The organism is Primorskyibacter sp. S187A (assembly GCF_049800955.1).
Classification (GTDB): domain Bacteria; phylum Pseudomonadota; class Alphaproteobacteria; order Rhodobacterales; family Rhodobacteraceae; genus JAKVBH01.
The window spans coordinates 1,289,398-1,315,476 of the sequence record NZ_JBNAGA010000001.1; the positions used below are offsets into that span (position 1 = coordinate 1,289,398).

Here is a 26,079-nt window from a genome sequence, read left to right on the forward strand (position 1 = left end):
TTTGCGGTTATGCCGCGTAAGCGCCTGTCAGCCTATTCCTCGGCAGCCTCGTCGTCCTCGCCTTGATCTGCAATCCAGGCCACAGACACCACTTCCTCATTCTTGCCCGTATCAAAGACCTTGACCCCCCCGGCGCTGCGGGAGCGGAAGGAAATACCCTCCACAGGCACCCGGATCGATTGGCCCTTGGACGTGGCCAACATGATCTGATCATCCATCTCAACCGGGAAAGAGGCGACAAGCGCACCGCCGCGCATGGCCTTGTCCATCGCCATCACGCCCTGGCCCCCACGCCCGCGCACAGGATAATCATGGGAGGATGACAGCTTGCCCGCACCCCCTGAGGTGATCGTGAGGATCAGGTTCTCAGCCGCGGACATCTCGGCATAGAGCTCGGTCGAGAAATTGGGATCGGCCACGGCCTCTTCGTCACCGGCATCGGTATCGTCCGCAAGGCCCGCCATGGCGCGGCGCATCTTGAGATAAGCGGTGCGCTGTTCCGGCGTGTATTTGGAATGTCGAATGATCGACATGGACACGACCTCGTCGCTGCCCTTGAGGGTAATGCCCCGCACACCGACTGACGCCCGCGAGTTGAACACGCGCACATCCGTGGCGGGGAAGCGAATGGCCCGCCCGGAATTCGTCACAAGCATCACATCATCTTCATTGGAGGCAATGCGCGCATTGATCAACGTTGTCTGCTCGTGCTCGCCTTCGAATTTCATCGCGATCTTGCCGTTGGCTTTCACATTGGTGAAATCGCTCAGCTTGTTGCGCCGCACTGTGCCCGCAGACGTAGCAAAGACGACCTGCAGATCATCCCAGTCCTTCTCGTCGCGATCCACCGGCATGATGGCCGCAATCGAGACGCCCGTGGGGATCGGCAGGATGTTCACAATCGCCTTGCCTTTGGCGGTGCGCCCACCCTGTGGCAAGCGCCAGGTCTTGAGCTTGTAGACCATCCCGTCCGTGGTGAAGAAGAGCAGCTGCGTATGCGTATTGGCGACGAAGAGTGTTGTCACAACGTCTTCATCTTTGGTCGACATGCCCGACAGGCCCTTGCCCCCGCGCTTTTGCGCGCGGAAGTCGGCCAGCGCGGTGCGCTTGATATAGCCGGATTCCGTGACCGTCACGACCATGTCTTCGCGTTCGATCAGGTCTTCGTCTTCCATGTCGCCCGACCAATCGACGATCTCGGTACGACGGGGGACGGCGAAGAGCTCTTTTGTCTCGCGCAGCTCATCGGCGATGATGCCCATGATCCGCTCGCGGCTGCCGAGGATTTCGAGATATTCGCGGATTTTGCCCGCCAATTCTTCGAGCTCGTCGGTGACCTCCTTCACGCCGATCTGCGTGAGGCGTTGCAGCCGCAGCTCAAGGATCGCCCGGGCCTGGGTCTCGGAGAGGTTATAGGTCCCGTCGTCATTCACCGGGTGCAGCGGATCGTCGATGAGCTTGAGGTAAGGCACGATATCGCCCGCAGGCCAGCGGCGCGTCATCAGCTTCTCACGGGCCTCAGCGGCGTCGCGGGAGGCACGGATCGTGGCGACGACTTCGTCAACATTGGTCACGGCGACGGCCAGACCGCACAGGATATGACTGCGATCACGTGCCTTGCGCAAGAGATGCGCGGTGCGCCGTGCAACAACGTCTTCACGGAAATCAATGAAGCTTGTCAGGAACTTGCGCAGCGTCAGTTGCTCCGGCCGCCCGCCGTTCAAAGCCAGCATGTTGCACCCGAAAGAGGTTTGCATCGGTGTGAAACGGAACAGCTGGTTCAGAACAACCTCGGCTGTCGCGTCGCGCTTGAGCTCCACAACGACGCGCACGCCGTTCCGGTCACTCTCGTCCTGCACATGGGCAATGCCCTCGATCTTCTTGTCGCGTGCCGCTTCCGCGATCTTTTCGATCAATGTGGCTTTGTTCACCTGATAGGGGATCTCATCGAGGATGATTGCCCAGCGATCCTTGCGAATTTCCTCGACCCGTGTGCGCGCGCGGATGATGACCGAGCCGCGCCCCTCCAGATAGGCTTTGCGCGCCCCGGACCGGCCCAGCATGATGCCGCCTGTGGGGAAATCAGGGCCGGGCACGTAGTCAATAAGCTGTTCGGACGTCAGATCGGGATCATCAATCAACGCCAGCGTTGCATCGACGACTTCGCCAAGGTTGTGCGGCGGAATATTCGTCGCCATACCGACGGCGATGCCGCCCGCACCATTGACGAGCATATTGGGGAAGCGCGCCGGCAGAACGGTGGGTTCCCGATCTTTGCCGTCATAATTGTCCTGAAAATCGACCGTTTCCTTGTCGATGTCATTCAGCAGATAGGCGGCGGGCTTGTCCATCCGCACTTCGGTGTAGCGCATGGCGGCAGGGTTATCGCCGTCCATCGAGCCAAAGTTGCCCTGACCATCCAGCAATGGCAGCGACATGGAAAAATCCTGCGCCATCCGCACCAGCGCGTCATAAATCGCGCCATCGCCATGGGGGTGGTATTTCCCCATCACATCGCCCACCGGGCGCGCGGACTTGCGATAGGATTTGTCATGGCTGTTGCCGGTCTCGTGCATGGCATACAGGATGCGCCGATGCACGGGTTTCAGCCCGTCCCGAAGATCCGGGATGGCCCGGGAGACGATGACGGACATGGCGTAATCGAGATAAGCGGTGCGCATCTCGTCCACGATGCTGACCGTGGGGCCGTCGTAGGGAATTTTCTGTTGATCTTCAGGGGTTTGTTCGTTGTCGCTCATGTGGTCGCCTGACACTCCGCTGCGATCTATATGTTGTTATACATCACTATATCAGAGCCATCATATGGGGTGCAATGCTCCTGCACACAGCGATTTGGCAGCCAGCCCTGGCCTGTGCTAACATATTGTTTTTATTGAAAAGTAATTCTTCTTGGGCATCATTGACGAGAGTAGCCAGCAAGAAGGATACAAATGGCCATGACTGAAACGGAAATGATGCTGAAAGGATATGGGCTCACAACAGCAGAAATGTTCTACCGAATGCCGGACTACGCCCATGTGCTCAACACCTTCGTCTGGCAGGAATACGACCTCGCGCCCGACCATCCCAAGCTCTTTGAATTCATCGACTTCTGGCAAAAGGAAATCGATGGCCCCCTGCATTCTGTCAGGTTCACCCACCGCAAGATGATCTCTCCGGGCGAATGGCGTTATGTGACGGGTGAATTCACCTACCATTGATCTGCCCGACCTTGCAGAGCTGTCTCAGACGGCTAGGGTGCCCTGATCAACAGGGAGGCCCCAGATGTCCGAGTTTGCCATGTATCCAAGCCTGAAGGGCAAAACCGTTCTGATTACGGGAGGGGCGTCCGGGATCGGGGCCTGTATGACAGAAGCCTTCGCCGCTCAGGGCGCCAATGTCGGCTTTCTTGATCTTGATGCGGCCGCCAGCGCAGACCTTGCGGGCAGGACGCCGGGCAATGTGGCCTATGAGATTTGCGATCTGCGGGACATCGACGCGTTGCAACAGGCCATTCTTCGGTTGCGTGACAAGCTCGGAGGTTTCGATGTCCTGTGTAACAACGCCGCCCGGGATGATCGGCACAATTGGCAGGATGTCACGCCCGAGTATTGGGATGAGCGCATGGCCACAAACCTGCGTCACATGTTCTTTGCCATTCAGGCGGTGGCCCCGGATATGATCGCGCGGGGCGGGGGCTCTATCATCAACATGGGGTCCAACTCCTGGTGGGAAGCGGGCGGTGGTTTTCCGGCCTATACCTCTGCCAAGGCGGCTGTTCACGGGTTGACGCGGACCATGGCGCGTGACCTTGGCGAGCATCGCATTCGCGTGAACTGCATCGTGCCGGGCTGGATCATGACCGAACGCCAGAAAGAGCTGTGGGTCACGCCTGAAGCCATAGACAAGCACCGTGACCGCCAATGCTTGCCGGATCTGATTGACCCGGTCTATGTCGCACGCATGGCCGTATTTCTGGCATCCGACGACGCGGCCATGTGCTCGGCGAGCAATTTCATGGTCGAAGCGGGCTCCATCTGAAGCCGCGCTTCAAACAACGCATGTTCTGTCCGCCGCGATGCTCGCGGCAGAGGCGCGTCAAGGAATGATGCGGGTGTACTTCACGCCTTCCAGCGTCGCGCCAGCACGCAAACCGGCTTGCCCGAAGATCACGGCAACGACAGGCGCCAAAGACGTGGTGGTCTCTGCCGCAAGTGTCTCGCCGCCTTCTGGATAGGCATATTCAATATTGGCACCAGCCGCCCAGCCGGAGGACCGGCGGAAGTTCTCCAGAGCCGTTTCCGTCATGAAGAACAGAACATGGGCGTATTGCTGCGCCCCGATTTGAAGGCCCGTCGAAATCTTGGTGTTTGAATAGTAATCCGTCGTCACACCGTTGATGCGCAACGCGCCGCGCCCAAAAGCGCCGCCAATGCCAAGCCCGGCTTCTGTCACGAGAGGCATAACAAGCATGCCCACGGATTTCGCCGCCAGTGTCCGGGTCCCCGGGAATTCGGCAAACATTGCCGCGAGGGTTGAATCAACGCGCGCATCGATTGTCGCGGGCGCTGGGGAGCCCACGCCGTTGCCGCAGGCTGCCACGCCCGTCGTGGCCGCCAGGCCCAAAAGAAAAGGTCTGCGAGAAAGTCTGCTCATGTCTACCGCCTCATGTGATGTCTACACGGTCTAGTGCCGTTTAGGCGGGACTATACAACAGCTGTCACAGGCTGTCACGCAGCCTTTGCATCATGGGCAAGGGCGCGCTGATGTGAGATCAGCCGTTCAGCATGCGCGCGGCGGCGGGTGCGAAATAGGTCAGAATGCCGTCACAGCCCGCACGTTTGAAGGCCATCAGGCTTTCCAACATGATCTTATCGCCATCAACCCAACCGCGCTCGGCCGCGCCTGCGATCATCGCGTATTCACCGGAGACCTGATAGGCATATGTCGGCGCGCCGAAGCTGTCTTTCACGCGGCGACAAATATCGAGATAGGGCAGGCCGGGTTTGACCATGACCATATCGGCCCCTTCATTCAGATCCCGTTCGATCAGGCGCATGGCCTCGTCGCTGTTGGCGGGGTCCATCTGATAGGTCTTCTTGTCTCCCTTGAGCGCGCCCGATGCGCCCACGGCATCGCGGAACGGGCCGTAAAACGCGCTCGCATATTTAGCGGAGTAGCTCAGGATGCAGACGTTTTGATGGCCCTCGGCTTCGAGCGCCGCGCGTATCGCGCCAATGCGGCCGTCCATCATGTCTGACGGACCAATGATATCGGCCCCGGCGCGGGCCTGGCTCAGGGTTTGTTTGACCAGCGCCTCAACCGTGCGGTCATTCACAATCACGCCGTCCTCAACAAATCCGTCATGACCATCGATATTGTAGGGATCAAGCGCCACATCCGTCATGATCGCAATATCCGGCACCGCCTCCTTGATCGCCCGTGTGGCCCGGTTGGAGAGGTTCTCGGGGTTCCAGGCTTCCGCGCAATCCTTCGTCTTCAGGCGTTCATCGGTATAGGGAAACAGGCAAATCGCCGGGATGCCAAGGCTGTGGGCTTCGCGTGCGGCCTCCACAACCTTGTCAACCGACAGACGGTTGACCCCGGGCATGGAGCCGATGGGCTCCTCAACGCCCTCGCCATCACGTACAAAAACGGGCCAGATAAAATCCCCCGGCGTCAGCGTGTTTTCCCGAACAAGGTCGCGCAAGGCGCCGGAGGCGCGGGTGCGGCGGAAACGGGTGGCGGGGAAGGGCGCTTGGGTCATGATCGTCTTCTTTCGCAAAGTCTGCTCCAGTCCTGCCAAGCGCGGATGTTTGTGTAAACCCCTCATGACAGTTTGGGTCAGATCAACGCAGGGCTGGTCGTCGCCGGGCCTTCGCGTTAAAGCAGGGACAAAATGAGGCCGGGCCTGCGATGAATGACGTCTATACTTCCGTGTTCGAGCTGATCGACATGCGGAGCTTTTCGAACCTCTGGTATTGGATCGCGCTGGCGGTCATGTGGTCAACCGCGAGCCACTGGGTGCTGGGCGTGCCATTTGACATGGTCTCCCGTGCGCGCAAATACGGCGGCCAGACGATGATCGATCTCGAAGATCTCACCCGGATCAACGTGAACCGATTGCTCTTCATTGGGCGTATGGCCGGGATCTGGCTCGTGGCGGTGTTCTGCTTCATCCTGTCGGGCCTGTTTACCGCAGGCTTCGTTCTGGCCAATGAATTTGCCCAGGCCACGTTCCTGCTGGTGTTTCCGCTCTCGATCATCTGGTTGCTGAGCGTGAACACGGCCAAACTGATTGAAATGCAAGAGCTGCACGGCGAAGCCCTGTGCCGCCGCATCACGCGCCACCGCTTTCACATTCAGGTCCTTGGCATCCTGTTCATTTTCGTGACCGCCATGTGGGGCATGTATCAGAACTTTTCGATGGGCGTTTTGGGGCGCTAAAGTCCTCTCTCAGCAGTTGACAAACCCCATGCCTGCGCCACATGCACGCCCTCATGGCACAGACACTGACAATAGGCGGCGCGCCCGAGGGGTTTGACGCGAAACTGCTTTTGCAGGAGGCACAGCGTGGCCCGGTTGTGCATGTCGCGCGCGACGACAAACGGCTCGCAGCACTGCAATCTGCACTTGCGTTTTTTGCGCCCGATATGCCCGTGCTGACCTTTCCGGCCTGGGATTGTCTGCCGTATGATCGTGTCTCCCCCAATGCCGATATCTCTGCCATGCGCATGGCGACGCTGGCCGGTCTCGTCCATGGCGGGCCCAAAGAGTTTATCCTGCTGACAACCATGGCCGCGGCCACGCAGAAAGTCCCGGCCCAAACCTTGCTCAAGGAGGCGGCCTTCACGGCGCGCGTCGGCGGGCGGGTCAATGAAAAAGCACTGCGGGCGTTTTTGGTCCGTATGGGGTTTGTGCAAGCGCCTACGGTCATGGAGCCCGGCGACTATGCCATCCGGGGTGGCATCATCGATATCTTTCCGCCGGGCGAGGGCGGGCCTGTGCGGTTGGATCTGTTTGGCGATGTGCTCGATGGCGCGCGCCGCTTTGATCCCGCGACGCAGCGCACAACGGAGAAGCTGGAGCTGGTTGAGCTCGCGCCCGTCTCTGAGGTCATCCTTGATGAGGCGGCCATTACCCGGTTCCGTCAGAACTACAGGATCGAATTTGGCGCCGCAGGCACCGATGATCCGCTTTATGAAGCCGTGAGCGCGGGCCGCAAGCATCAGGGCGCGGAGCATTGGCTGGGGCTCTTCCATGACCGACTTGAGACGCTCTTTGATTATCTGCCCAATGCCACCGTGACGCTTGATGATCAGCTCACGCCCGCGCGGCTTGCCCGTTGGGACATGATCGCTGACCAATATGAGACCCGTCGCCTCGCCCTTGCGGACAAAGGGCGGATGGACACGGTCTACAAACCCGCCCCGCCTGAAACGCTCTATCTTGATGATGCCGCATGGAGTGAAGCGCTCGGCGCGCGGCGTGTGGTGCAGTTTCATCCGCTGGCGCAGGCCTCGGGCCCCGGTGTCGTCGATGGCGGCGGGCGGATCGGGCGCAACTTTGCGCCGGAGCGCCAGCAGGAAAAGGTGAGCCTTTTTGGCGCCTTGGCGAGCCATGTCAAAGCCCGGATGCAGCAGGGCCCTGTGGTCATTGCCTCCTATTCAGAGGGTGCGCGCGAGAGGCTCACCGGGCTCATTGAGGACGAGGGGCTGGCCGAAGCCATCCCGGTGCGCGATTTCAAAGGCGTGGGCAAACGGGGCCTGCATCTGGCGATCTGGGCGCTTGAGCACGGCTTTGAGGGGCCACTTGCAGCGGATGGCACGAAAACCCTCACGGTCATTTCCGAGCAAGATGTTCTGGGCGATCGTCTGATCCGTGCGCCCAAGAAAAAGAGGCGCGCGGATAATTTCCTCACAGAGACCCAAAGTCTGAGCCCCGGCGATCTCGTCGTCCATGTCGATCACGGCATCGGGCGCTACAAAGGTCTCGAGGTTGTCACGGCGGCTGGCGCGGCCCATGAATGTATCCTGCTGGAATATGCCGAGGCCTCGAAACTCTACCTGCCGGTGGAGAACATCGAATTGCTGTCGAAATATGGCCATGACGAAGGTCTGCTCGACAAGCTGGGCGGCGGCGCCTGGCAGGCGAAGAAAGCCAAGCTGAAAGAACGCATCCGCGAGATGGCGGACAAGTTGATCCGCGTGGCCGCCGAGCGGGCTCTGCGCAAGGCGCCTATCATGGATCCGCCGACGGGGGCCTGGGAAGATTTCTCCGCCCGCTTCCCCTATCAGGAGACGGATGATCAGCTCAAAGCCATCGAGGACGTGATCACCGATCTGCATGCGGGCACGCCGATGGACCGGCTCGTGTGTGGTGACGTTGGCTTTGGCAAAACCGAAGTCGCCATGCGCGCGGCCTTCGTTGCCGCCATGTCGGGGCTGCAAGTGGCTGTCATCGCGCCCACAACCTTGCTTGCGCGCCAGCACTATCAAAGTTTTGCCGAACGTTTCCGCGGATTTCCCATCAACGTGCGCCCGCTGTCGCGTTTTGTCTCTACCCGGGATGCCAATCTGACGCGCGAGGGCGTATCCAAAGGCACGGTTGATATCGTCATCGGGACCCATGCGCTTCTGGCCAAGTCGATCCGTTTTCAGAACCTCGGCCTTTTGATCATCGATGAAGAGCAACGCTTCGGGGTGGGCCATAAGGAACGGCTCAAGCAACTGCGCTCGGACATCCATGTCCTCACGCTGACCGCAACGCCCATTCCGCGCACCCTGCAGCTCTCCCTCACTGGCGTCCGTGATCTCTCGATCATCGGCACACCGCCCGTCGACCGTCTCGCCATCCGGACCTATGTCAGCGAGTTCGACAGCGTGACCATCCGCGAAGCGCTCCTTCGGGAGCATTACCGGGGCGGGCAGAGCTTCTTCGTTGTTCCCCGCATCAAGGATTTGCCGGAGGTGGAAGACTTCCTCAAGACGCAAGCGCCAGAGCTCACCTATGTGGTCGCGCATGGACAGATGGCGGCCGGTGAGCTCGATGACCGGATGAACGCCTTTTATGACGGTAAATTCGACATATTGGTCGCCACGACCATCGTCGAAAGCGGCCTCGACATCCCGCGCGCCAATACGATGGTGATCCACCGTGCCGACATGTTTGGTCTCGCCCAGCTCTACCAGATCCGTGGCCGCGTGGGCCGCTCCAAGACCCGCGCCTATGCCTATCTCACGACCAAACCGCGCACGCGCCTCACACCCACCGCCGAGAAACGCCTCCGCGTGCTGGGCTCGCTCGATACGCTGGGCGCAGGCTTTACGCTGGCCTCCCAGGATCTCGACATTCGTGGCGCGGGCAACCTGCTCGGAGAAGAGCAATCCGGCCAGATGCGCGATGTGGGCTATGAACTCTATCAAAGCATGCTGGAAGAGGCGATTGCCAAGATCCGGGCAGGCGAGATGGAAGGGCTGTCCGAGGCCGATGACCAATGGGCCCCGCAGATCAATCTTGGCGTGCCTGTGTTGATCCCCGAAGATTACGTACCCGATCTCGATGTGCGGCTGGGTCTCTACCGCCGCTTGTCCTCGCTCACGAGCAAGGTCGAGCTGGAAGGCTTTGCCGCCGAACTCATTGACCGCTTCGGCAAACTGCCGCGTGAGGTGAATACCTTGCTGCTGGTCGTGCGCATCAAGGGCATGTGCAAGAAAGCGGGCATCGCCAAGCTCGACGGCGGCCCAAAAGGCGCGACGATCCAGTTCCACAATGATAAATTCGCCTCGCCCCAGGGCTTGGTCGATTTCATCAAAGATCAGCGTGGGCTTGCCAAGGTCAAGGACAACAAGATCGTCGTGCGCCGGGATTGGAAGAAAGACAGCGACAAGATCAAAGGCGCCTTCGCCATTGCTCGCGATCTGGCTGAGAAGGTTGTCGCTGAGAAAAAGCGCCGCAAAGCCCAGGCGTCCTAGACAGGGGTGTAACGGCAATCCGACGGCTCTGACCGATGAGTTCACGGAGCACGTTTTCCGCACCAAAGCTGACAAACCCTCTGGGTCTCATAGCGGGCCTTCACTGCTGGATGCGAACATCCGGCGTTTGAGGCGCAACACAACGCGTTGCGTCGGCGATCACCACGTCTCTATCCAGACCGACGAGTTTACCCCGGAATGCCGAAGAGCCCCCTTCAAAAACGTCATCCAAAATACGATGCACAACGGCGCAACGCCAAAGAAGCACGGCCCCCTTCATCTTGCCAAATAAACTCCCGCCGGAGGCATCCAACACTGGCCACAGGCCCAGCCCTCTGGCATGTTCGCGAAAAAGGGCAGACACGATGGCCTCTCTCAATCGGATCGTCATGCAAAAGGCCAGCCGGGCCATGCTGCGCAAGCTGCACCCGGCCAAACTCGAGTGTATTGAAATCTCAGGCACGACAGGGCGGCGCCTGCCGTTCAAGACATATCGCAACGCCTTCTTCCCCGATTACGACATCTGCGCGGGACCTTTCAAAGATGCCCAGGGCGCGCCGTGGCGGGCGGATGTGGTTATGGCCAATCAGGTCTGGGAACATCTCGACAGGCCTTATGCCGCCATCGGCCATGTGCGCCAGATGCTGCGTCCGGGCGGATATTTCTGGCTGGCATGCCCTTTCCTTGTGCGCATCCATGGGGCGCCGGTGGATTGTTCGCGCTGGACCGCGCGCGGCATGCAGAACCTGTTGATCGAAACGGGATTTGCAGAAGACCAGATCGTCTCTTTCGAATGGGGCAACCGGGCCGCCGTTGTGCGCAACACCTTTGGAAAGTTTCCGCCGGAGTTTTCCCGCGAGCATGATGACCTTCAAAATGAACCAGGGTTTCCCGTGGCGGTCTGGGCGCTGGCCCGGCTGGAGGGAGGGCCAAGTGTCCGCCCTCTGGAAGAAGATCTGGCCGAGTGGACCGAGGAGGCCTGAGCCTCCCCGGCTTTTACTTCTCGGGCAACAGCCCGCGCGGCGCAAAACGCAAGACGAGCAACAAGATAACGCCCATCGTCAGCAGACGCATATGGGCCGCACTTTCCAGAAGATGCGCCTTGAGTGCCGAGCCATCTTCCATGCCAGCCGTGATCAGCTGCATCACCTCGTTGCCCAAAGGTTCGACCTGAACCCACAGGAACCAGATCAAAAAGCCGCCCAGAACCGCGCCGAGGTTGTTACCCGAGCCGCCGACAATCACCATCACCCAGATCAGGAAGGTGTAGCGCAACGGCTGATAGGATGATGGCGTCAACTGACCATCGAGTGTCGTCATCATCGCGCCGGCAATTCCGCAGATGGCAGAGCCCAAAACGAAGATTTGCAAGTGCCGCGCGGTGACGTCTTTGCCCATTGCGCGCGCCGCTGTCTCGTTGTCCCGAATGGCGCGCATCATGCGCCCCCAGGGTGAACGCAATGCCAGTTGCGCGAGGATCAGAATGGCGATCAGAACGGCCGAGAACATCAAGGCATATTCGATTTTGACGTAAACAGTCGACGCTGTCGTGGCATCCATTCCGAAGCCCGCTGCCCGTTCCACGAAGGCGGGATCGTTCTGCAAGTCAATTTCGTAAGGAACAGGCCGGGGCAGACCAATGACATTCTTCACACCGCGCGCCAGCCAATCCTCGTTTTTCATGACAGCAATAACAATCTCGGCAATCCCCAACGTCGCAATCGCGAGATAATCCGAACGCAGCCCCAGGGCGGTCTTGCCAATGACCCAGGCCGCGCCCGCGGCAAGCAGCCCACCCACGGGCCAGGACAGCGCAATCGGCAGGCCTAAGCCGCCCAGATATCCGGTCGTCGCCGGGCTCACCGCTTCAACGGCATCCCGCGCGGGCCCGAACACCGATTTGTAGATGAAAAATCCCACGACGAGGACGCCAATCATGGCCAGCGCTTTGAGGCGACCTTTCGGCATGCTGCGCGTCACGAAAACAGCCGCAGCGATAGTCGCCAATCCAATGAGCATCGCCATCACGAGGCCCGCGCCGCCGGCATCCCAGGCCTCCGGCACGGGCTGCATCGAAATCAATACAGCCGCCAGACCGCCGATGCCCACAAACCCCATAACACCCACGTTAAAGAGCCCGGCAAACCCCCATTGCAGGTTGACCCCCAAGGCCATGATGGCCGAGACGAGCCCCATATTGAGGATCGTGAGCGCGAGGTTCCATGATTGGAACATCCCCGTGCCCAGCAAAAGCGCGGCCACAAGTGCGAAAAGGAGAAGCGTTCTCATACCGATTTCCCCTTGAAGATGCCCGTAGGCCGGAAGAGCAGGACGATGACCAATATGACAAAGCTCACCGCGAATTTGTAATCCGTGCCCAGAAGTTGCAACAAGCTGTCAGGCTCCCACGCCTCGGGCACCAGATAGGTGACAACCTTTTTCCAGGCGTAGGTGATCGTGACTTCGGAGAAGGCGATCAGGAAGCCGCCGGCAATGGCCCCCAATGGCGAGCCAAGCCCCCCGACAATGGCCGAGGCAAAGATCGGCAGGAGCAGCTGGAAGTAGGTGAAGGGTTTGAAGCTCTTGTCGAGCCCGTAAAGCGTGCCCGCAATGGTGGCCAGCGCGGCCACAATAATCCATGTGACCATGACCACACGTTCGGGATTGATACCCGAGAGCAGCGCGAGATCTTCATTGTCGGAGTAAGCCCGCATCGATTTGCCCGTCCGCGTGCGGTTGAGAAACCAAAAGAGCGCAATCACGCAGAGGACCGAGACCACAATGGTGATCCCCTGCGTCGTCTTGAAGGCCAGCCCCTCGCGCAGGCCCGTCATGTCCCGGAACGTGCGCGCGGAGATGATAAAACGCTCCCCATCCGAGAAGCGCTGATCTCCGGTGCCAATGATAAAACGCACCAGCCCATTGAGGATGAACATGACACCCATGGAAACAATCACGAGGATCACAGGTTTTGCTTTCTGGGCCCGGTAAAACCTGTAGACCGACCTGTCCGTCACCAAAACAAGCGCCGCACAGGCCGCGATCCCGAAGGGCAGGGCCAAAAGCGCGGTGGGCAAAGGCCCGAAACTGATCCCCATGGCCTGAAACGCCCAGGTAAAGAGGATCGTGGCCATCGTGCCAAAGGCCATTGTGTCGCCATGGGCAAAGTTGGAAAAGCGCAAGATGCCATAAATCAGCGTGACGCCAAGCGCCCCAAGCGCAAGCTGCGCGCCATAGGCGGTGGCTGGAATGATCACGAAGTTGGTCAGCGCCACAAGCGCATTGAGAAAGTCCATCAGTTCATCACCTCGCAGGTGCCCTCAAGGCGCCAAATAGTGTCATTCACGGATCCTGCGGCCATCTCGCGCATTTGGAACGGCGTCTTGCGGCTTTCATTGTCGAGCCTGAAATTGATGAGGCCCCTGGTCGCAGTGGCCCCAGCTTGATATCGGTCCATATCGCCGAAGTAAGGGCGCGCTTCTCGTAGGGTCAGCTTTAAGGTAGCCCCTTGGAGCTGCAGCGAGCGCCGCTTGGTCTGCAGGTCAAACTGAACGTCGCTGGGGCCGCAAGTCATCTTCGGTAAAGCGTCAGGATAGGCCGCCACAGAAGAACAGCCGTCCTCACTTTCACATCTGCAAAACGCCTTAGAAGAACACGCATAGGCCTCGGCAGTCGCATCACTCGCGGGAAGCGTGGCGAAAAATGCCAAAATGGCCCCTGCCTGTTTCTGCCAATTAGGCGGTCGAACGCGAGCCGCCGTCTGGCAAACACCGCTGGCCACTCGCGGCGCGTCCCTGCGAGATGAGTGTCCGTCTGTGCCGTGAAGAGCTGCGATAGCATTCATCCTCGCACCTCGCACATGCCCGCGTAATTGATCATCATCGCATCCCCGCCGCCATGCACCGCCTGCCGCGCGCTGCCATCAGCGGCCAGCGTCAGCATCACCGGCCCCATCTGGCTTTGGAACAAAAACGAGCGTCCGCCCTGCGCCAGATCAAACCCACCACCAGACATCGTCTCATTCACACTTTGCGCCACAGCCATCGTCCGCCCACCACTGGGCGTTAAGGTTAACGTCAGCTCGTAGGATGTCGCGGCACAGGCCTCCGTCTCAAAGCACTCGCTTTCAAAACGACAGTCCAGAATCTCAAGCGCTTGCGCCGCGACCAAACCCGGCGCAGAGCATAAAGCCAACGCTGCAAGTTTCTTCTGGCCCAAAATACGCAAATCCAACGTCAGCCCCCCAGAAACGACTTGCGGACTTCCGGATCCGCCAGCAGGTCCTTGCCCGTCCCCGTATGGGCATTGCGCCCCTGCACGAGCACGTAACCAGTATCCGCGATCTCAAGAGCCTGACGGGCGTTTTGCTCCACCATGAGGATCGAAATCCCCGTGCGCGCGACCTCGATGATCCGGTCAAAGAGCTCATCCATCACGATGGGCGAGACGCCCGCCGTCGGTTCGTCCAACATGAGTACCTGCGGTTGCGTCATGAGCGCCCGGCCCACGGCCACCTGCTGGCGTTGCCCGCCAGAGAGCTCGCCCGCCGCCTGATACCGTTTCTCCTTGAGGATCGGAAACAGATCGTAAACCTGCGCCATGGTCTCCTTGAAATCATCGGTGCGGATATAGGCGCCCATCTCAAGGTTCTCTTCGACCGTCATCGAGGTGAAGATATTGGAGGTTTGCGGCACAAACCCCATCCCCTTGGCCACGCGGTCCTGCGGGCTCAGATGCGTGATATCCTCGCCACCCAGCCGCACCGCGCCCGAGCGTACGTCCAGCATCCCAAAGACCGCCTTCATCGCCGTTGACTTGCCCGCGCCGTTTGGCCCCACGATCACAGCGATCTCGCCGGGATCAACCTTGACTGTGCACTCATGCAGAATGTCGGGCCCCTTGCCATAACCGCCAGTCATGGTGTCACCAATCAGAAACGGCTCAGCCATCCGTCGTCCCCTTCATCTTGCCCGTTAAACTCCGGGGAGTGTGAGGGGCTGGCCCCTCACGGCGGACCCTCTGCGTCATCACGCGGTTTCCTTGTTCTTGAGACCCGTGCCCAGATAGGCCTCGATTACCTGCTCATCGGCCTTGATCTCATCAATCGTGCCTTGCGCGAGCTTCTTGCCCTCAGCCATCACGATGACCGTCTCGCAAAGTCGTCCAATGAAATCCATGTCATGCTCGATAATGCAGAACGTGTAGCCGCGCTCCTGATTCAGCCGCTCAATCGCGCCCGCAATCGTGCCCAGAAGGGTCCGGTTCACGCCCGCGCCAACCTCGTCGAGAAAGACGATCTTGGCATCAACCATCATCGTCCGTCCGAGCTCCAGCAGCTTTTTCTGCCCGCCAGAAATCGCCCCGGCCGGGTGATCGGCGAGATGTTCAACAGTCAGAAACTCGAGCACTTCATCGGCCTTGGCCTTGAGCGCGCGCTCCTCATCGGCGATGCGCTTGCGGCCAAACCAGGTGTTCCAAAGCGTCTCCCCGGATTGCGCGCCCGGGACCATCATCAGGTTTTCGCGACAGCTCATCGAGGAAAACTCATGGGCGATCTGGAACGTACGCAGAAGACCTTTGTGGAAAAGCACATGCGGGGGAAGCCCCGTGATGTCTTCGCCATCCATCGTGACCCTGCCGGATGTAGGTGGAAGAACGCCTGCTATCACATTGAAAAGCGTTGTTTTTCCTGCGCCATTGGGTCCAACCAGACCCGTGATCTTTCCAGTCTCGATAGACAGGCTCGCGCCGTCAACTGCGCGAAAACCGCCAAAGTGTTTGTGAAGGTCATGGACCTCAATCACGGTAGTTCCCCTTTGTCTCGATACAGAAAAACCCGGCGCCTCCCGCAAAGGGCGCAGGCCGAAGCCCACGCCCTTGCTGTGTCAATAGACGGTGGATCAGCGGAATTTAACCGTTGATACCTTGCCGTCCTTCATTTCGATCTGACGGTAGTTGCCCGCGGATTCGCCGGGTCCGATCAGCTCAACAGCGGAAGCACCGACATAGTCAATGTCGCCACCGTTCGCGATGATCTCAAGCGCTTTGGCCAGCTCGCCCGGGAAGATCTGTTCGCCGGGTGCGTTGGCGACCATCATGATCTTCTCTTTGTAATCAGCGGGTTCCGCAGAGCCTGCGGCCTGCATGGCCAGAAGGATCAGCGCTGCCGCGTCATAGGATTCCGCCGCGAAAGGCGATGTGGCGTCAAACGCGTCGCCGGACATCTCGGCCAGCGTGGCCGCGCCGGGGCTGTCTGTGCCCGGTGCCTGACCTGTGGAGCCATCAATCTCAGAACCGAAAATCGTCTCCAGCGCATTGCCGACCATGCCATCGGGGAAGTGGAACGTGTCAAACGCGCCTGTATCAAGCGCGCCGCGCACGATGCCGGAGCCGCCCTGATCGACGTAGCCTGCAACAACCAGACGCTCACCGCCTGCAGCCGCCAGCGCGCCGACTTCCGCGGAATAGTCCGCTTTGCCGTCTTCATGGGCCGCCGAGATGGTCACGGTACCGCCAGCGCCTTCAAAAGCCGCTTGGAACGCATCGGCAAGACCCTTGCCATAGTCGTTGTTGGTATAGGTAACCGCGACTTCCTTGATGCCTTGCTCCATGAGCACTTCGGTCATCACAACACCCTGACGGGCGTCGGACGGCGCGGTGCGGAAGAACAGGCCATTGTCTTCGTTGTTGGCGTGGCTCAGGCCGGGCGATGTCGCCGAAGGCGAGACCATGACCATACCATTGGGCACAGCCACGTTTTGCAGCGCCGCACCGGTCACGCCGGAGCAATCGCCGCCGACAACGCCTTTGACGCCATCGGATGTCACGAGGCGTTCCATCGTGGCTGTGGCTGCTGCTGCATCTACGCATGTGGTGTCACCGCGTACCGCAACGACCTTGGTGCCGCCCAGAAAGGCGCCGCTGTCGCTCACTTCCGCAATGGCCATCTCGGCCGCCGGGCCCATTTCGGCCACCAGCGATTCAATCGGGCCTGTGAAGCCGAGGAATACGCCGACTTTGATTTCGCCATGGCCGGCGGCAGATGCCATGCCAGCACTCAGAGCTGCGATTGCTGTCGCAGTCATCAGATTTTTCATTGTTAAACTCCCAAATTGGACTTTCGTCTAACACGGGAGATTATGCGGGCTGATCGGAATTGAAAAGTGGGAAACGCAGGTGCCTTAACGTCCACGTGAGGAAGCTGGCGCGAGGCGGGCGTGACGCTAACTCTTTTGTCAAAAGGAGTTTGTCATGTCGCTGAAATCCTCTTCACGTCTCGCGCGCGGGATGGCCGCCGCTTTTCTCATAGCCACCGCCTCATCGCCTCTCAGCGCGGAGAAAATAGACAGCGCTGCGGGGCAATTGCAGGTCGACAGGATCGTCTCCGGTCTTGATGCGCCTTGGGCTGTTGGGTTTCTGCCGGAAGGCGGTTTGTTGATCACGGAGCGGGACGGCGCTCTGCTGTTGGCGCGCGAAGGTCAGGTGAACCGGGTCGCCGGGCTGCCCGACATTGCCGCCGATGGGCAGGGTGGTTTGCTCGATGTGCTCATACCCCGGGATTTTGCACAACGGCGCGAGCTCTTCATGACCTATGCACAGCCCTTTGGGCGGCGTTCGGCGACGGCCGTGTTGCGGGCCAAGTTGTCGGATGACGGGGCCAGATTGCTGGAGACGAAGACGATTTTCACCATTGCCGAGCCCACGAATTCCGGCCGCCACTTCGGCTCTCGCCTCGTCGAAGCGCCCGACGGGCATCTCTTCGTGACCATCGGAGACCGGGGCGACAGGCCATCTGCGCAAGACACGGGCAATCACAATGGCACGGTCCTAAAGATCACGCGGGATGGTGCCGCAGCGCCGGGCAATCCGGGCTTTGATCAGCCGGAAATCTGGTCTTACGGACACCGGAACCCGCAAGGCGCAGCACTTGACGCCTCGGGTCAGCTCTACGTTGTCGAGCACGGCGCGCGCGGGGGCGATGAGGTCAATCGCGTGCAACGGGGCGCGAATTACGGCTGGCCTGTGATTTCCTACGGGCGGCATTACTCGGGCCTCAAGATCGGCGAAGGCACCACACGCGATGGGATGGAACAGCCCGAGCACTACTGGGATCCCTCCATCGCGCCCTCAGGTATGATGATCTACTCCGGCGCGCTCTGGCCGCAATGGGAGGGCGATATCTTCGTAGGCTCGCTGAAATTCGACTACATCTCCCGGCTGAGCGGGTCAGACATATCGGAAGTGGAACAGATTTCCGGGCCCATGACCAATCGTGTCCGCGATGTGCGCGAAGGTCCGAACGGGGGGATCTGGTTTCTGTCCGTGGGCGAGGGGGCGCTCTACCGCATCACGCCGGGCTAGGCGCTACTCCGCCGTGACGATGACCCGTTCCAGCTTGCGCATCCGCAAGGTCATGGCCGTGCATGCAATAGCAAGCAGCCCAAGACCCCAGGCCAGAGGCACCGGCGTGCCGTCGAAAGCGATCCCCAATGGCGCAGCCACAATTGCTGCGCCCAATGTGGCAATCGCGCCCATGACAGAGGCCGCCAACCCCGCGATATGGCCCAGCGGCTCAAGGCCAAGCGCATTGAGATTGCCAATGGTCATGCCGGCTTGAAAGAAGATCAGGATCTGCCACGCCACAAAGGTTCCGAACTGCCACTCAGGCGAGAGCCACGGCCAGATGAGCGCCAAAAGCAAACTGAGCGAGGCGGACACCATGAACATGACCATGATGATGGCCCGCATGCCAAAGCGCTGCACCAGCGAGGCATTCAGCGCGCCGGAACTGGCCGAGACAAGCGCCACAAAGCCAAACCAGAGGTGAAATGTGTGGCCGGCATCAAAGGTCTGATCATAGATCAGCTGCACGGAGGAGAGCATCCCGAAGAGCATGCCAAACGCGCAGGTTTGCGTGAGGATGGACAGACGCACCATGGGAATGGCCCACATTTCGCGCAATCCGTCCCAGATCAGGCCAAGCCGGAAGGGGCGCTGAATATCGGCAGTGAGCGTTTCGGGTTGGCGTAGATACAGCCAAAGCTTCGTCAGAAAGGAAAAGACGACAAAAGCTCCAAAAATACCGCGCCAGCCCATGATGGCGATAAGACCGGCCCCCATGGTGGGCGCAAGCACAGGCACCAGCGCGAAGACAATCATGACAAAAGACAAAAGCCGCGCCATCTCGCGCCCCTGGTATTTGTCACGGATGATCGCCATGGCGACGATCCTCGGCCCTGCCGCGCCGATCCCCTGAACGAAACGCGCAATCAGCAAGGCCTCAAGGCTTTGGGCAAACATGGCATAGGCGGCTGCGGACATGAACAGTGCCGAGGACCAGAACATCACCGGGCGCCGACCGTAGGCATCTGACAAAGGGCCTGTGAACAACGTGCCCAGACCCATCCCGCCGATGAATGCAGTGACAACGAGCGCCGCGCGGTCAGGAGCCTGCGGTGAGAGCTCTTGCCCCATGTTGGTCAAGGCCGGCAGCATGGCGTCGATGGAGAAAGCGACCGTCGCCGCCAACATGGCCATCAGGGCCACGAATTCCGTCTGGGACAGGGCTGCGCGATGCCGCGGTTGCGTCATGCGCCATCCTGTTGGGACAATTCGGCAATGACCTTGGCCCAAAGCTCGGGCGGCTGCGCGCCGGGTACGGCATGTTTGCCGGCCACGATGAAAGTTGGAACGGAATTGATCCCCATACCACGGGCCGCCGCATCGCGCTCCACCGTCTCGCGCTCATCTGCATCTGAGGCCAGCAGTTTGTGGATCACGGCCGCATCCATCTCAACGGAATCCGCGATATCCGCGAGAATATCGCGATCTCCGATGTCCAGACCTTCCACGAAATAGGCTTTGAACAGTGCTGAGACGACCGCCGTCTGACGCCCTTCAATCTCGGCCCAGTGGATCAGACGATGTGCATCGCGCGTGTTGGGCGTGCGTTTGATCGCGTCGAGATTGATCTTTAACCCGGCTTTGTCGGCATGCTCCTGCACAGGCATATAGGCCGTGACCGCGCCTTGCTTGCCGCCAAATTTGCCCTCGAGATAGGCGCGCCTGTCCATGCCTTCGCGGGGCATTTCCGGGTTCAGCTGAAAGGGCAACCAGCGGATCGCAAAAGGATGATCGGGATGCGCTTCAAGCGCGCGATCAAGATAGGCCTTGCCAATGTAGCACCAGGGGCAAATTGGATCGGAGAAGATGTCGAGCTGTACCATGGGCGCGGCCTATCAGGTGTTTTGGCCGGTGTCAGGCGAAAAGCTCCGGCGCAACGCGGCCCGCGACAGTTTACCGTTGGGGCCCGTGGGCAGCCCGTCGAGATGTCGGAAGAGACGCGGTTGCTTGTAACGCGCCAGATGTGCTTCCGCATGCGCCCGCAGCTGCTCCTCCGGCAAGGCCTCGGGGCCGGTGTAGAACGCCGCGATGACGCGGACCTCGGGCTTGATCTCGACATCCGTGACCGCCACGGACTCAATTCCAGCAAGGCTCTGCAAACAGGCCTCGACCTCCAAAGGCGAGACCCGAAAGCCACCGGCATTCATCATGTCATCGGCGCGGCCTTCGTAGAAAATCTGCCCATCGGCATCCATGCGCGCCAGATCGCCGGTGTGAAACCAGCCATCATGCAGTCGCTCAGCGGTCGCGCCAGCGGCATTGCAATAGCCCAGCATCAGGCCCGGATCTGCTGCATCAACGGCGATCTCGCCCGTTTCACCCCGGGCCACGGGTGCGCCATCGCGCATCAAGGCGATCCGGCGCCCGCGTTGCGCTGTGCCCAGAGCGCCGGGCGCAGCTGGGGCGTCCGGGCTCGCGGAGATGAAGGTCGAGCATTCGGACATGCCGTAAGCCTCGTAAATCGCGCGGCCTGATGCCGCCTGAAACCGTGCGCGCAAAGTCTCGGAGAGCTTTTCGCCTGCCGCAAGACCGTGGCGCAGTTTTGGTAAATCAAAGCTCTGATGGTGCTTGAGGATTTGTCGGTAAACCCCCGGAGCTGCGGCGAAAATCGTGGCGTCGTGTCTCTTCAAGAGGAGCGGAAGCATCTGCGGGGCTGTGTTGGCCGCTGGGATGAGCGCGGTCGCGCCCACACTCCAGGGATCCATGAGACCAGTGCCAAGGGTGAAGGACCAGTTGAAGCCGCCCGCGTGCAGCAAACGGTCTGTACCCGTCAGACCATACCAGCCTGCATGCATCATGCCGCGCGCCCAGATGGCGCGATGGGCATGCACAACCGCGCGCGGTGTCCCCGATGTTCCGGAGGTGAAGATGATGTAGGCGGGGCGGTCCGGGTCGCCCATGGCAAAGGGTGCGGGCGGCAGCTCATGGAATGTGCGGAGCTTATCCTGCGATATTTGGGCTAGCGCGTCGGGGCAGGCGATGTCAGGCGCGCGCAGAGCGCAGGCCGGATCCACGATGCTAGCCAGTTTCTGGACTTCTTCCTCCGTCAGCTGCGCCGATGTGGGGACAGGCAAGATCCCGGCCGTGATGCAGCCGAGATAGGCAATGGGAAAATCGGGCGTATTGCCCAAGCGCAAGAGGACACGGTCGCCCGGCGCCAGCCCGGACTGCAAAAGCCCCGTCGCGGTTCCCCTGATGGCCGTTGCGAGACGGGCGTAGCTCCACCGTTCGGCGCGGGCCGGACCCAGAACCGCCAGAGCGACCTTGTCAGGCAGGGACTCGGCATGTTGCAGGACATGGGCGGCCATGTTGAACGGGCGTGGACAGGCAGGCCAGGGGCTCCGATCGAGGAGGGAGGACACGTGAGGTGGGGTCATGCCATGTTGCTACGCAGTGCGGCCTGCGGTTGCAAGGGTCGGACAGGGCGACTATCAGACCCCATGACCCAACGCAGAGACCCCAAATCCCTGATCCAGCTGGCCCGCGCGAATGGCGCGGATGCCCATGCCGAGCCCCTTGATCTTGGCGCCCGCGTACGTGCGCTGCGCAAGGATCGGGACTGGACATTGGAACAGGCGGCAAAACAGGCGGGTCTGGCGCGCTCAACCTTGTCGAAGATCGAAAATGGACAGATGTCGCCGACATATGACGCGCTGAAGAAGCTGGCGCTGGGGCTCGACATCTCGATCCCGCAACTGTTCACAGCGCCCTCGGATGGGCAGATCATGGGGCGGATGGCGGTGACTTCGTCCGGGGAAGGGACTGAGCAGGCCACGGCGACCTATGAGCATGAGTTGCTGGCAGATCAGCTGACGCGCAAAGCAATGTTGCCCTACCGGGCCCGCGTGCGCGCGCGGTCCATGGACGAATTTGATGGCTGGGTGCGCCATGACGGAGAAGAATTTCTCTATGTCCTGACGGGAACGATTCGTCTCTATACGGAGTTCTATGAGCCTGTGGAGATGCGGCGAGGCGACAGCGCCTATTACGACGCCGCCATGGGGCATAACGTGATCTCAACCAGCGAAGAAGACGCGACCATCCTATGGGTCACGTCGCTCAGTTGATCAGCGTACGTGCATTTCAGAGGCCTGCCGCGCCAGGCTTTCGATAAACAGCCAATCATCAATCTCCTGGCTGGCTTCAAAGGCTGTCAAATCATGGCGCGCCGCGATATGTTCGACCAGACGCGAACGCTCGTCCATATCGGGCAGCACATCTTCGTCGACATTCGGAAATCGCGACTTGAGACGGCCAAGATAGTCCGTGAGATTGTTGGTGAGGTCCGACCAGTTCATTGCAAGTATCCCATGTTTGCCAGCACCCCTGCCTAGGGCCTGATCATTAGGAAGAAGTAGAGTTAAATAAACGCTAATCTCGAAAAAAGTCGATTTGCCGTATTTTTTGGTTAAAGAAACACTTTTCAGGGCACTTTAAGACTTTGAAATTTCACCTGAAAAGTCGAGGCAGTAGAATTACTGCAACCAGTGCTCCAAAAGCTTGCATCACGATGAACATTGGTGCGTGCGCGGGAAAAATACCTGCAAAAGTATCGCTAAGCGTGCGCGCGATGGTCACGGCAGGATTCGCGAATGAGGTGGATGCGGTGAACCAATAAGCGCCAGTGATGTAGAGCCCGACCAGTGTTGGGATCGCATCCGGACGCGAGCGCAAGCCCCCGAAAATGACAAAGAGCAAGCCAAAGGTCGCAACACTCTCGGAAACCCATTGCGCGGGCCCGGTGCGATGCAGGGTTTGCGAGAGCTGAAACACGGGTTGGTCAAACATGATATGCGTGAGCCAGACGCCCGCGATACCGCCTGAAACCTGAACGGCGATGTAGGCCAGCGCAAGCGCCAACGTGATCTCGCCGCGCCAGGCAAAGGCGAGGGTCACGACAGGATTGAAATGCGCGCCCGAGATGGGGCCAAGCACGGTGATAATCGCATAGAGCATGCAGCCGGTGGCGATTGCATTGGCCAGGAGCGCAATGGCCGTGTTGCCCCCAGCCAAAGTCTCGCCCATGATCCCTGAGCCTATGACGGACATGAGCAACAGCGCTGTCCCCAGAGCTTCTGCGGCGAGCTTTTGCGCGGTCATCGAAAGTCTCCTATTTGGGTCAGCGCGGTTTTGAGCGCGCCGCGATCCATCGCCTCAAAAGGCAGATCGAGCAAGCTGCGGGCGCGGCCCTGCAACAAGGCATAGGCCGTTTCAAAGGCTGTGGCCCGTTCGTCTTTTGTCGCTGCTGCGGGATCGTCAACACCCCAATGGACGGATATGGGCGCGCCCGACCATAGCGGGCATGTTTCTCCTGCGGCCGCGCTGCAAACTGTTATCACGACATCCATCTGAGGCGCGTCGCAAGAGGCAAATTCATCCCAGGATTTTGAGCGTGCTTGGGATATGTCATGGCCCCGAGAGCTCAGCAACCTCAGGCTTTGCGGATGCACCCGTCCGGTCGGATGCGATCCCGCGGAATAGGCGCGTACACGGCCTGCGCCGTCGGTATTGAAGATGGATTCCAGCAAGATCGAGCGGGCGGAGTTTCCGGTGCACAAAACAAGTATGTTCATCAGGCCCGCCTAAGGCGTCTTTGTAACGGTCCTGTGACGGGCTCGATCAGCATGGTTCATAAGACGGTTTTGACGACCGTTTTGGTGGCTTTGACGGGCACTTTCACAGCCGTTCGCGCCACGCCGCAACTGACGAGCGCCAAGAGGCTCACCGCCAGGACCAAGCGCCGCGCGAGATCTGCGCCCCGGTCAGTTTTCGTCATACCACCACACATCCGGTTGCCAGCCGATCCAGTCGCCGTACATCGGGATGCGTTCGGGATATTTCAGCTCCTTGACATGGGCCACGCGGCCCACGTTGAACTGATAGATCGGAATGACATAGCGCCCCGTGGTCAGAATGCGGTCAAGCGCGCGGGTGGCGGCGATGAAATCCTCGTTGTTCTCGGAATTCACAAGCCGGTTGATCATGGCTTCAGCGGCGGGTGAGTTGACGCCCATCCAGTTGCGTGTGCCGGGCGTGTCGATGCCATCGGCGCCCCAATAGAGCAATTGCTCATTGCCGGGCGAGAGCGACAGACCGCGCCGATAGTACGCCATGCCAAAGTCATATGCGTTGGTGCGCTCTTTATATTGCGCGCTGTCGACAGTGGTGATCGTGGGTGTGATGCCCAAACGGGTCAGCGCTTCGACATAGATATCAATAATGGCCTGGTTTTCCGAAGAGCCCTGCCGCAGGAGGATCTCAAACGTGAACGGCGTGCCGGCGCTGTCTTTCATGACACCGTCCTGAATGGTCCAACCCGCTTCCTCCATCAGCGCCATGGCTTTGGCGATATTGGCGCGGTTGCGCTCGGAGCCGTCAGACACTGGCAGGCTGTAGCCCTCCAATGCGCCGGGCAGAAGGTCCGCCGCGAAAGGCTCGAGGAATTCGGCGACGCGCCCCTCGGCGGGGCCATCGCGCATGCCCAGCACCGAATTCGAGAAGTAGGACGTTATCCGGGGCTGTGCACCGCCGGTCATGGCCTCGTTTATAAACTCGAAGTTGAAGGCATGGATCATCGCGTCGCGCACGCGCCAGTCCTTGAAGACATCCTTGCGGGAATTCATCACGAAGCCCGTGATGCCCGTGGGCCTCTGGTGCGGGATTTCCGAGAGGATCACGTCTCCGTTCTGGACCGAAGGGAAATTGAACTGCGTTGCCCATTTGGAGGCGTTGAACTCGCGATGCGTGTTCAGCTCACCGGCCTTGAACGCCTCAAAGGCGACCGCGCCGTCGCCGAAGAACTCAATGCGGATCTCATCCAGATTGTTGGTGCCACGGCGGAACGGAACCTTGGCGCCCCAATAGTCCGGATTGCGTTTGAGCGAGACAAAGCGCCCGGCTTCAAAATCATCGATGACATAGGGCGCGGAGGTGATGGGGATCGTATCAAGGCCCGATGCCGCGAAATCGATCCCGTCCCATTGTGCTTTCTTGAGCACCGGTCTGAGCCCCACAAGCAGAGCAAGCTCCCGGTCTTCGGTGTTGAAGGTGAAGCGGATCCTGCGCGGACCGGTTTGCTCCATCGTCTCAATCTTGCCCCAGAGCCCCTGGTAGCGCGGGTGGCCCACGGTGCCCAGCGTCTCGTAGGACCACATGACATCCTCCACCGTAACCGGCGTGCCATCAGAGAATCGCGCTTCCTCACGCAGGGTGAATTCGGCCCAGGAGCGATCCTCTGCAGTCTCGACCGATTCGGCCAAAAGACCGTAAAGTCCGAAGGGTTCGTCGTAGGAACGTCCCATCAAGCTCTCGACGGCGATGAAACGGAGCATCCACGGAACGGACCCTTTTCGGATGAATGGGTTGAGGCTGTCGAAGCCGCCAGCTTCGCCCATGACGATGCGCCCGCCCTTGGGCGCGTCGGGATTGGCATAGGGGAGGGACACAAAATCCGGTGGGAGGGCAGGGTCGCCATACATAGCGATGCCATGGCTGGCCTCAGCTTGCGCGAATCCCCCAATCGAAATGCTGGCCATCAGCAGCCCGGCGCCAAGCGCGGGGCGGAAAAAATCTAGGCCCATTTTATCAACAATCCTCATCTGCCCTATTATTATTGACGCAGAGCGTAGCGGGGGTTTTACGCGTTTTCAAACTTTTAGCTTTCATGGCTCACAGAAATTGCTTATAAAGAGATCACTGCTCG

25 protein-coding genes are annotated in these 26,079 nt (G+C 60.0%); 7 read left to right on the top strand and 18 right to left on the bottom strand.

The window, feature by feature from the left end:
• Positions 1-32: 32 nt before the first annotated feature.
• Entirely contained in the window at positions 33-2,759 is a 2,727-nt protein-coding gene (gene gyrA, locus ACP15S_RS06485) for a DNA gyrase subunit A (RefSeq protein WP_425038756.1), read from the bottom strand.
• Between the two features lie 192 nt (positions 2,760-2,951).
• Here gyrA and ACP15S_RS06490 point away from each other — a divergent pair, with 192 nt between their 5' ends.
• Both ACP15S_RS06490 and ACP15S_RS06495 read left to right on the top strand, forming a co-directional pair.
• Positions 2,952-3,221 carry an usg protein gene (locus ACP15S_RS06490; protein ID WP_425038757.1) on the top strand — a complete coding sequence of 90 codons (270 nt, stop codon included), beginning with the start codon at positions 2,952-2,954 and terminating at the stop codon, positions 3,219-3,221.
• A gap of 64 nt (positions 3,222-3,285) precedes the next feature.
• Positions 3,286-4,041: an SDR family NAD(P)-dependent oxidoreductase gene (locus tag ACP15S_RS06495; RefSeq protein WP_425038758.1), complete on the top strand. Its 756-nt coding sequence runs from the start codon at positions 3,286-3,288 to the stop codon at positions 4,039-4,041.
• A gap of 57 nt (positions 4,042-4,098) precedes the next feature.
• Here the strand turns inward: ACP15S_RS06495 and ACP15S_RS06500 are convergent, their stop codons facing one another.
• A complete protein-coding gene (locus ACP15S_RS06500) occupies positions 4,099-4,656 on the bottom strand; it encodes a YSC84-related protein (RefSeq protein ID WP_425038759.1) in 558 nt (185 codons plus the stop codon).
• Between the two features lie 118 nt (positions 4,657-4,774).
• Positions 4,775-5,767, bottom strand: coding sequence for a porphobilinogen synthase (gene hemB, locus ACP15S_RS06505; RefSeq protein ID WP_425038760.1), 993 nt, complete (start codon positions 5,765-5,767; stop codon positions 4,775-4,777).
• 149 nt (positions 5,768-5,916) lie between these two features.
• Between hemB and ACP15S_RS06510 the strand changes: the two genes are divergently transcribed.
• Positions 5,917-6,447, top strand: coding sequence for a component of SufBCD complex (locus ACP15S_RS06510; RefSeq protein ID WP_425038761.1), 531 nt, complete (start codon positions 5,917-5,919; stop codon positions 6,445-6,447).
• Between the two features lie 53 nt (positions 6,448-6,500).
• Positions 6,501-9,974, top strand: coding sequence for a transcription-repair coupling factor (gene mfd, locus ACP15S_RS06515; protein ID WP_425038762.1), 3,474 nt, complete (start codon positions 6,501-6,503; stop codon positions 9,972-9,974).
• Between the two features lie 100 nt (positions 9,975-10,074).
• Here the strand turns inward: mfd and ACP15S_RS06520 are convergent, their stop codons facing one another.
• Positions 10,075-10,365 (bottom strand): hypothetical protein, encoded by a 291-nt coding sequence (locus ACP15S_RS06520; RefSeq protein ID WP_425038763.1) that lies wholly within the window; start codon positions 10,363-10,365, stop codon positions 10,075-10,077.
• Between ACP15S_RS06520 and ACP15S_RS06525 the strand changes: the two genes are divergently transcribed.
• Entirely contained in the window at positions 10,340-10,957 is a 618-nt protein-coding gene (locus tag ACP15S_RS06525; RefSeq protein WP_425038764.1) for a methyltransferase domain-containing protein, read from the top strand. The genes ACP15S_RS06520 and ACP15S_RS06525 overlap by 26 nt on opposite strands.
• A gap of 13 nt (positions 10,958-10,970) precedes the next feature.
• Here the strand turns inward: ACP15S_RS06525 and ACP15S_RS06530 are convergent, their stop codons facing one another.
• The 7 genes from ACP15S_RS06530 to ACP15S_RS06560 form a co-directional block, all read right to left on the bottom strand.
• Positions 10,971-12,263 (bottom strand): branched-chain amino acid ABC transporter permease, encoded by a 1,293-nt coding sequence (locus ACP15S_RS06530; protein WP_425038765.1) that lies wholly within the window; start codon positions 12,261-12,263, stop codon positions 10,971-10,973.
• Entirely contained in the window at positions 12,260-13,270 is a 1,011-nt protein-coding gene (locus ACP15S_RS06535) for a branched-chain amino acid ABC transporter permease (RefSeq protein ID WP_425038766.1), read from the bottom strand. The genes ACP15S_RS06530 and ACP15S_RS06535 overlap by 4 nt, the downstream gene beginning before the upstream one ends.
• A complete protein-coding gene (locus ACP15S_RS06540) occupies positions 13,270-13,683 on the bottom strand; it encodes a hypothetical protein (RefSeq protein ID WP_425038767.1) in 414 nt (137 codons plus the stop codon). The genes ACP15S_RS06535 and ACP15S_RS06540 overlap by 1 nt, the downstream gene beginning before the upstream one ends.
• 131 nt (positions 13,684-13,814) lie before the next feature.
• Positions 13,815-14,207, bottom strand: coding sequence for a hypothetical protein (locus ACP15S_RS06545; protein WP_425038768.1), 393 nt, complete (start codon positions 14,205-14,207; stop codon positions 13,815-13,817).
• A gap of 2 nt (positions 14,208-14,209) precedes the next feature.
• Positions 14,210-14,923 (bottom strand): ABC transporter ATP-binding protein, encoded by a 714-nt coding sequence (locus ACP15S_RS06550; protein WP_425038769.1) that lies wholly within the window; start codon positions 14,921-14,923, stop codon positions 14,210-14,212.
• A 78-nt stretch (positions 14,924-15,001) separates the two neighbouring features.
• Positions 15,002-15,778, bottom strand: a complete 777-nt coding sequence (locus ACP15S_RS06555) for an ABC transporter ATP-binding protein (RefSeq protein ID WP_425038770.1) — start codon at positions 15,776-15,778, stop codon at positions 15,002-15,004.
• Between the two features lie 96 nt (positions 15,779-15,874).
• The gene (locus tag ACP15S_RS06560) at positions 15,875-17,071 is read right to left on the bottom strand and encodes an ABC transporter substrate-binding protein (protein ID WP_425038771.1); all 1,197 of its coding nucleotides are present in this window, start codon (positions 17,069-17,071) and stop codon (positions 15,875-15,877) included.
• 154 nt (positions 17,072-17,225) lie between these two features.
• On the opposite strand from ACP15S_RS06560, the gene ACP15S_RS06565 reads away from it, so the two are divergent.
• Entirely contained in the window at positions 17,226-18,335 is a 1,110-nt protein-coding gene (locus ACP15S_RS06565; RefSeq protein ID WP_425038772.1) for a PQQ-dependent sugar dehydrogenase, read from the top strand.
• Positions 18,336-18,338: 3 nt separating this feature from the next.
• Here the strand turns inward: ACP15S_RS06565 and ACP15S_RS06570 are convergent, their stop codons facing one another.
• Genes ACP15S_RS06570 through ACP15S_RS06580 form a run of 3 tightly spaced genes read right to left on the bottom strand, consistent with a single transcriptional unit; the run spans position 18,339 to position 21,754 of the window.
• Entirely contained in the window at positions 18,339-19,565 is a 1,227-nt protein-coding gene (locus ACP15S_RS06570) for an MFS transporter (protein ID WP_425038773.1), read from the bottom strand.
• Positions 19,562-20,200, bottom strand: a complete 639-nt coding sequence (locus ACP15S_RS06575; RefSeq protein ID WP_425038774.1) for a DsbA family oxidoreductase — start codon at positions 20,198-20,200, stop codon at positions 19,562-19,564. Before ACP15S_RS06575 ends, ACP15S_RS06570 begins: the two co-directional genes overlap by 4 nt.
• A gap of 12 nt (positions 20,201-20,212) precedes the next feature.
• Positions 20,213-21,754, bottom strand: coding sequence for a class I adenylate-forming enzyme family protein (locus ACP15S_RS06580; protein ID WP_425038775.1), 1,542 nt, complete (start codon positions 21,752-21,754; stop codon positions 20,213-20,215).
• 63 nt (positions 21,755-21,817) lie between these two features.
• Between ACP15S_RS06580 and ACP15S_RS06585 the strand changes: the two genes are divergently transcribed.
• Positions 21,818-22,444, top strand: coding sequence for a helix-turn-helix domain-containing protein (locus ACP15S_RS06585; protein WP_425038776.1), 627 nt, complete (start codon positions 21,818-21,820; stop codon positions 22,442-22,444).
• Here the strand turns inward: ACP15S_RS06585 and ACP15S_RS06590 are convergent, their stop codons facing one another.
• The 4 genes from ACP15S_RS06590 to ACP15S_RS06605 form a co-directional block, all read right to left on the bottom strand.
• The gene (locus ACP15S_RS06590; RefSeq protein ID WP_425038777.1) at positions 22,445-22,675 is read right to left on the bottom strand and encodes a hypothetical protein; all 231 of its coding nucleotides are present in this window, start codon (positions 22,673-22,675) and stop codon (positions 22,445-22,447) included.
• 151 nt (positions 22,676-22,826) lie between these two features.
• Positions 22,827-23,477, bottom strand: coding sequence for an aquaporin (locus ACP15S_RS06595; RefSeq protein ID WP_425038778.1), 651 nt, complete (start codon positions 23,475-23,477; stop codon positions 22,827-22,829).
• Entirely contained in the window at positions 23,474-23,950 is a 477-nt protein-coding gene (locus ACP15S_RS06600; RefSeq protein ID WP_425038779.1) for an arsenate reductase ArsC, read from the bottom strand. The genes ACP15S_RS06595 and ACP15S_RS06600 overlap by 4 nt, the downstream gene beginning before the upstream one ends.
• A 189-nt stretch (positions 23,951-24,139) precedes the next feature.
• Positions 24,140-25,957, bottom strand: coding sequence for an extracellular solute-binding protein (locus ACP15S_RS06605; protein WP_425038780.1), 1,818 nt, complete (start codon positions 25,955-25,957; stop codon positions 24,140-24,142).
• Positions 25,958-26,079: the final 122 nt, after the last annotated feature.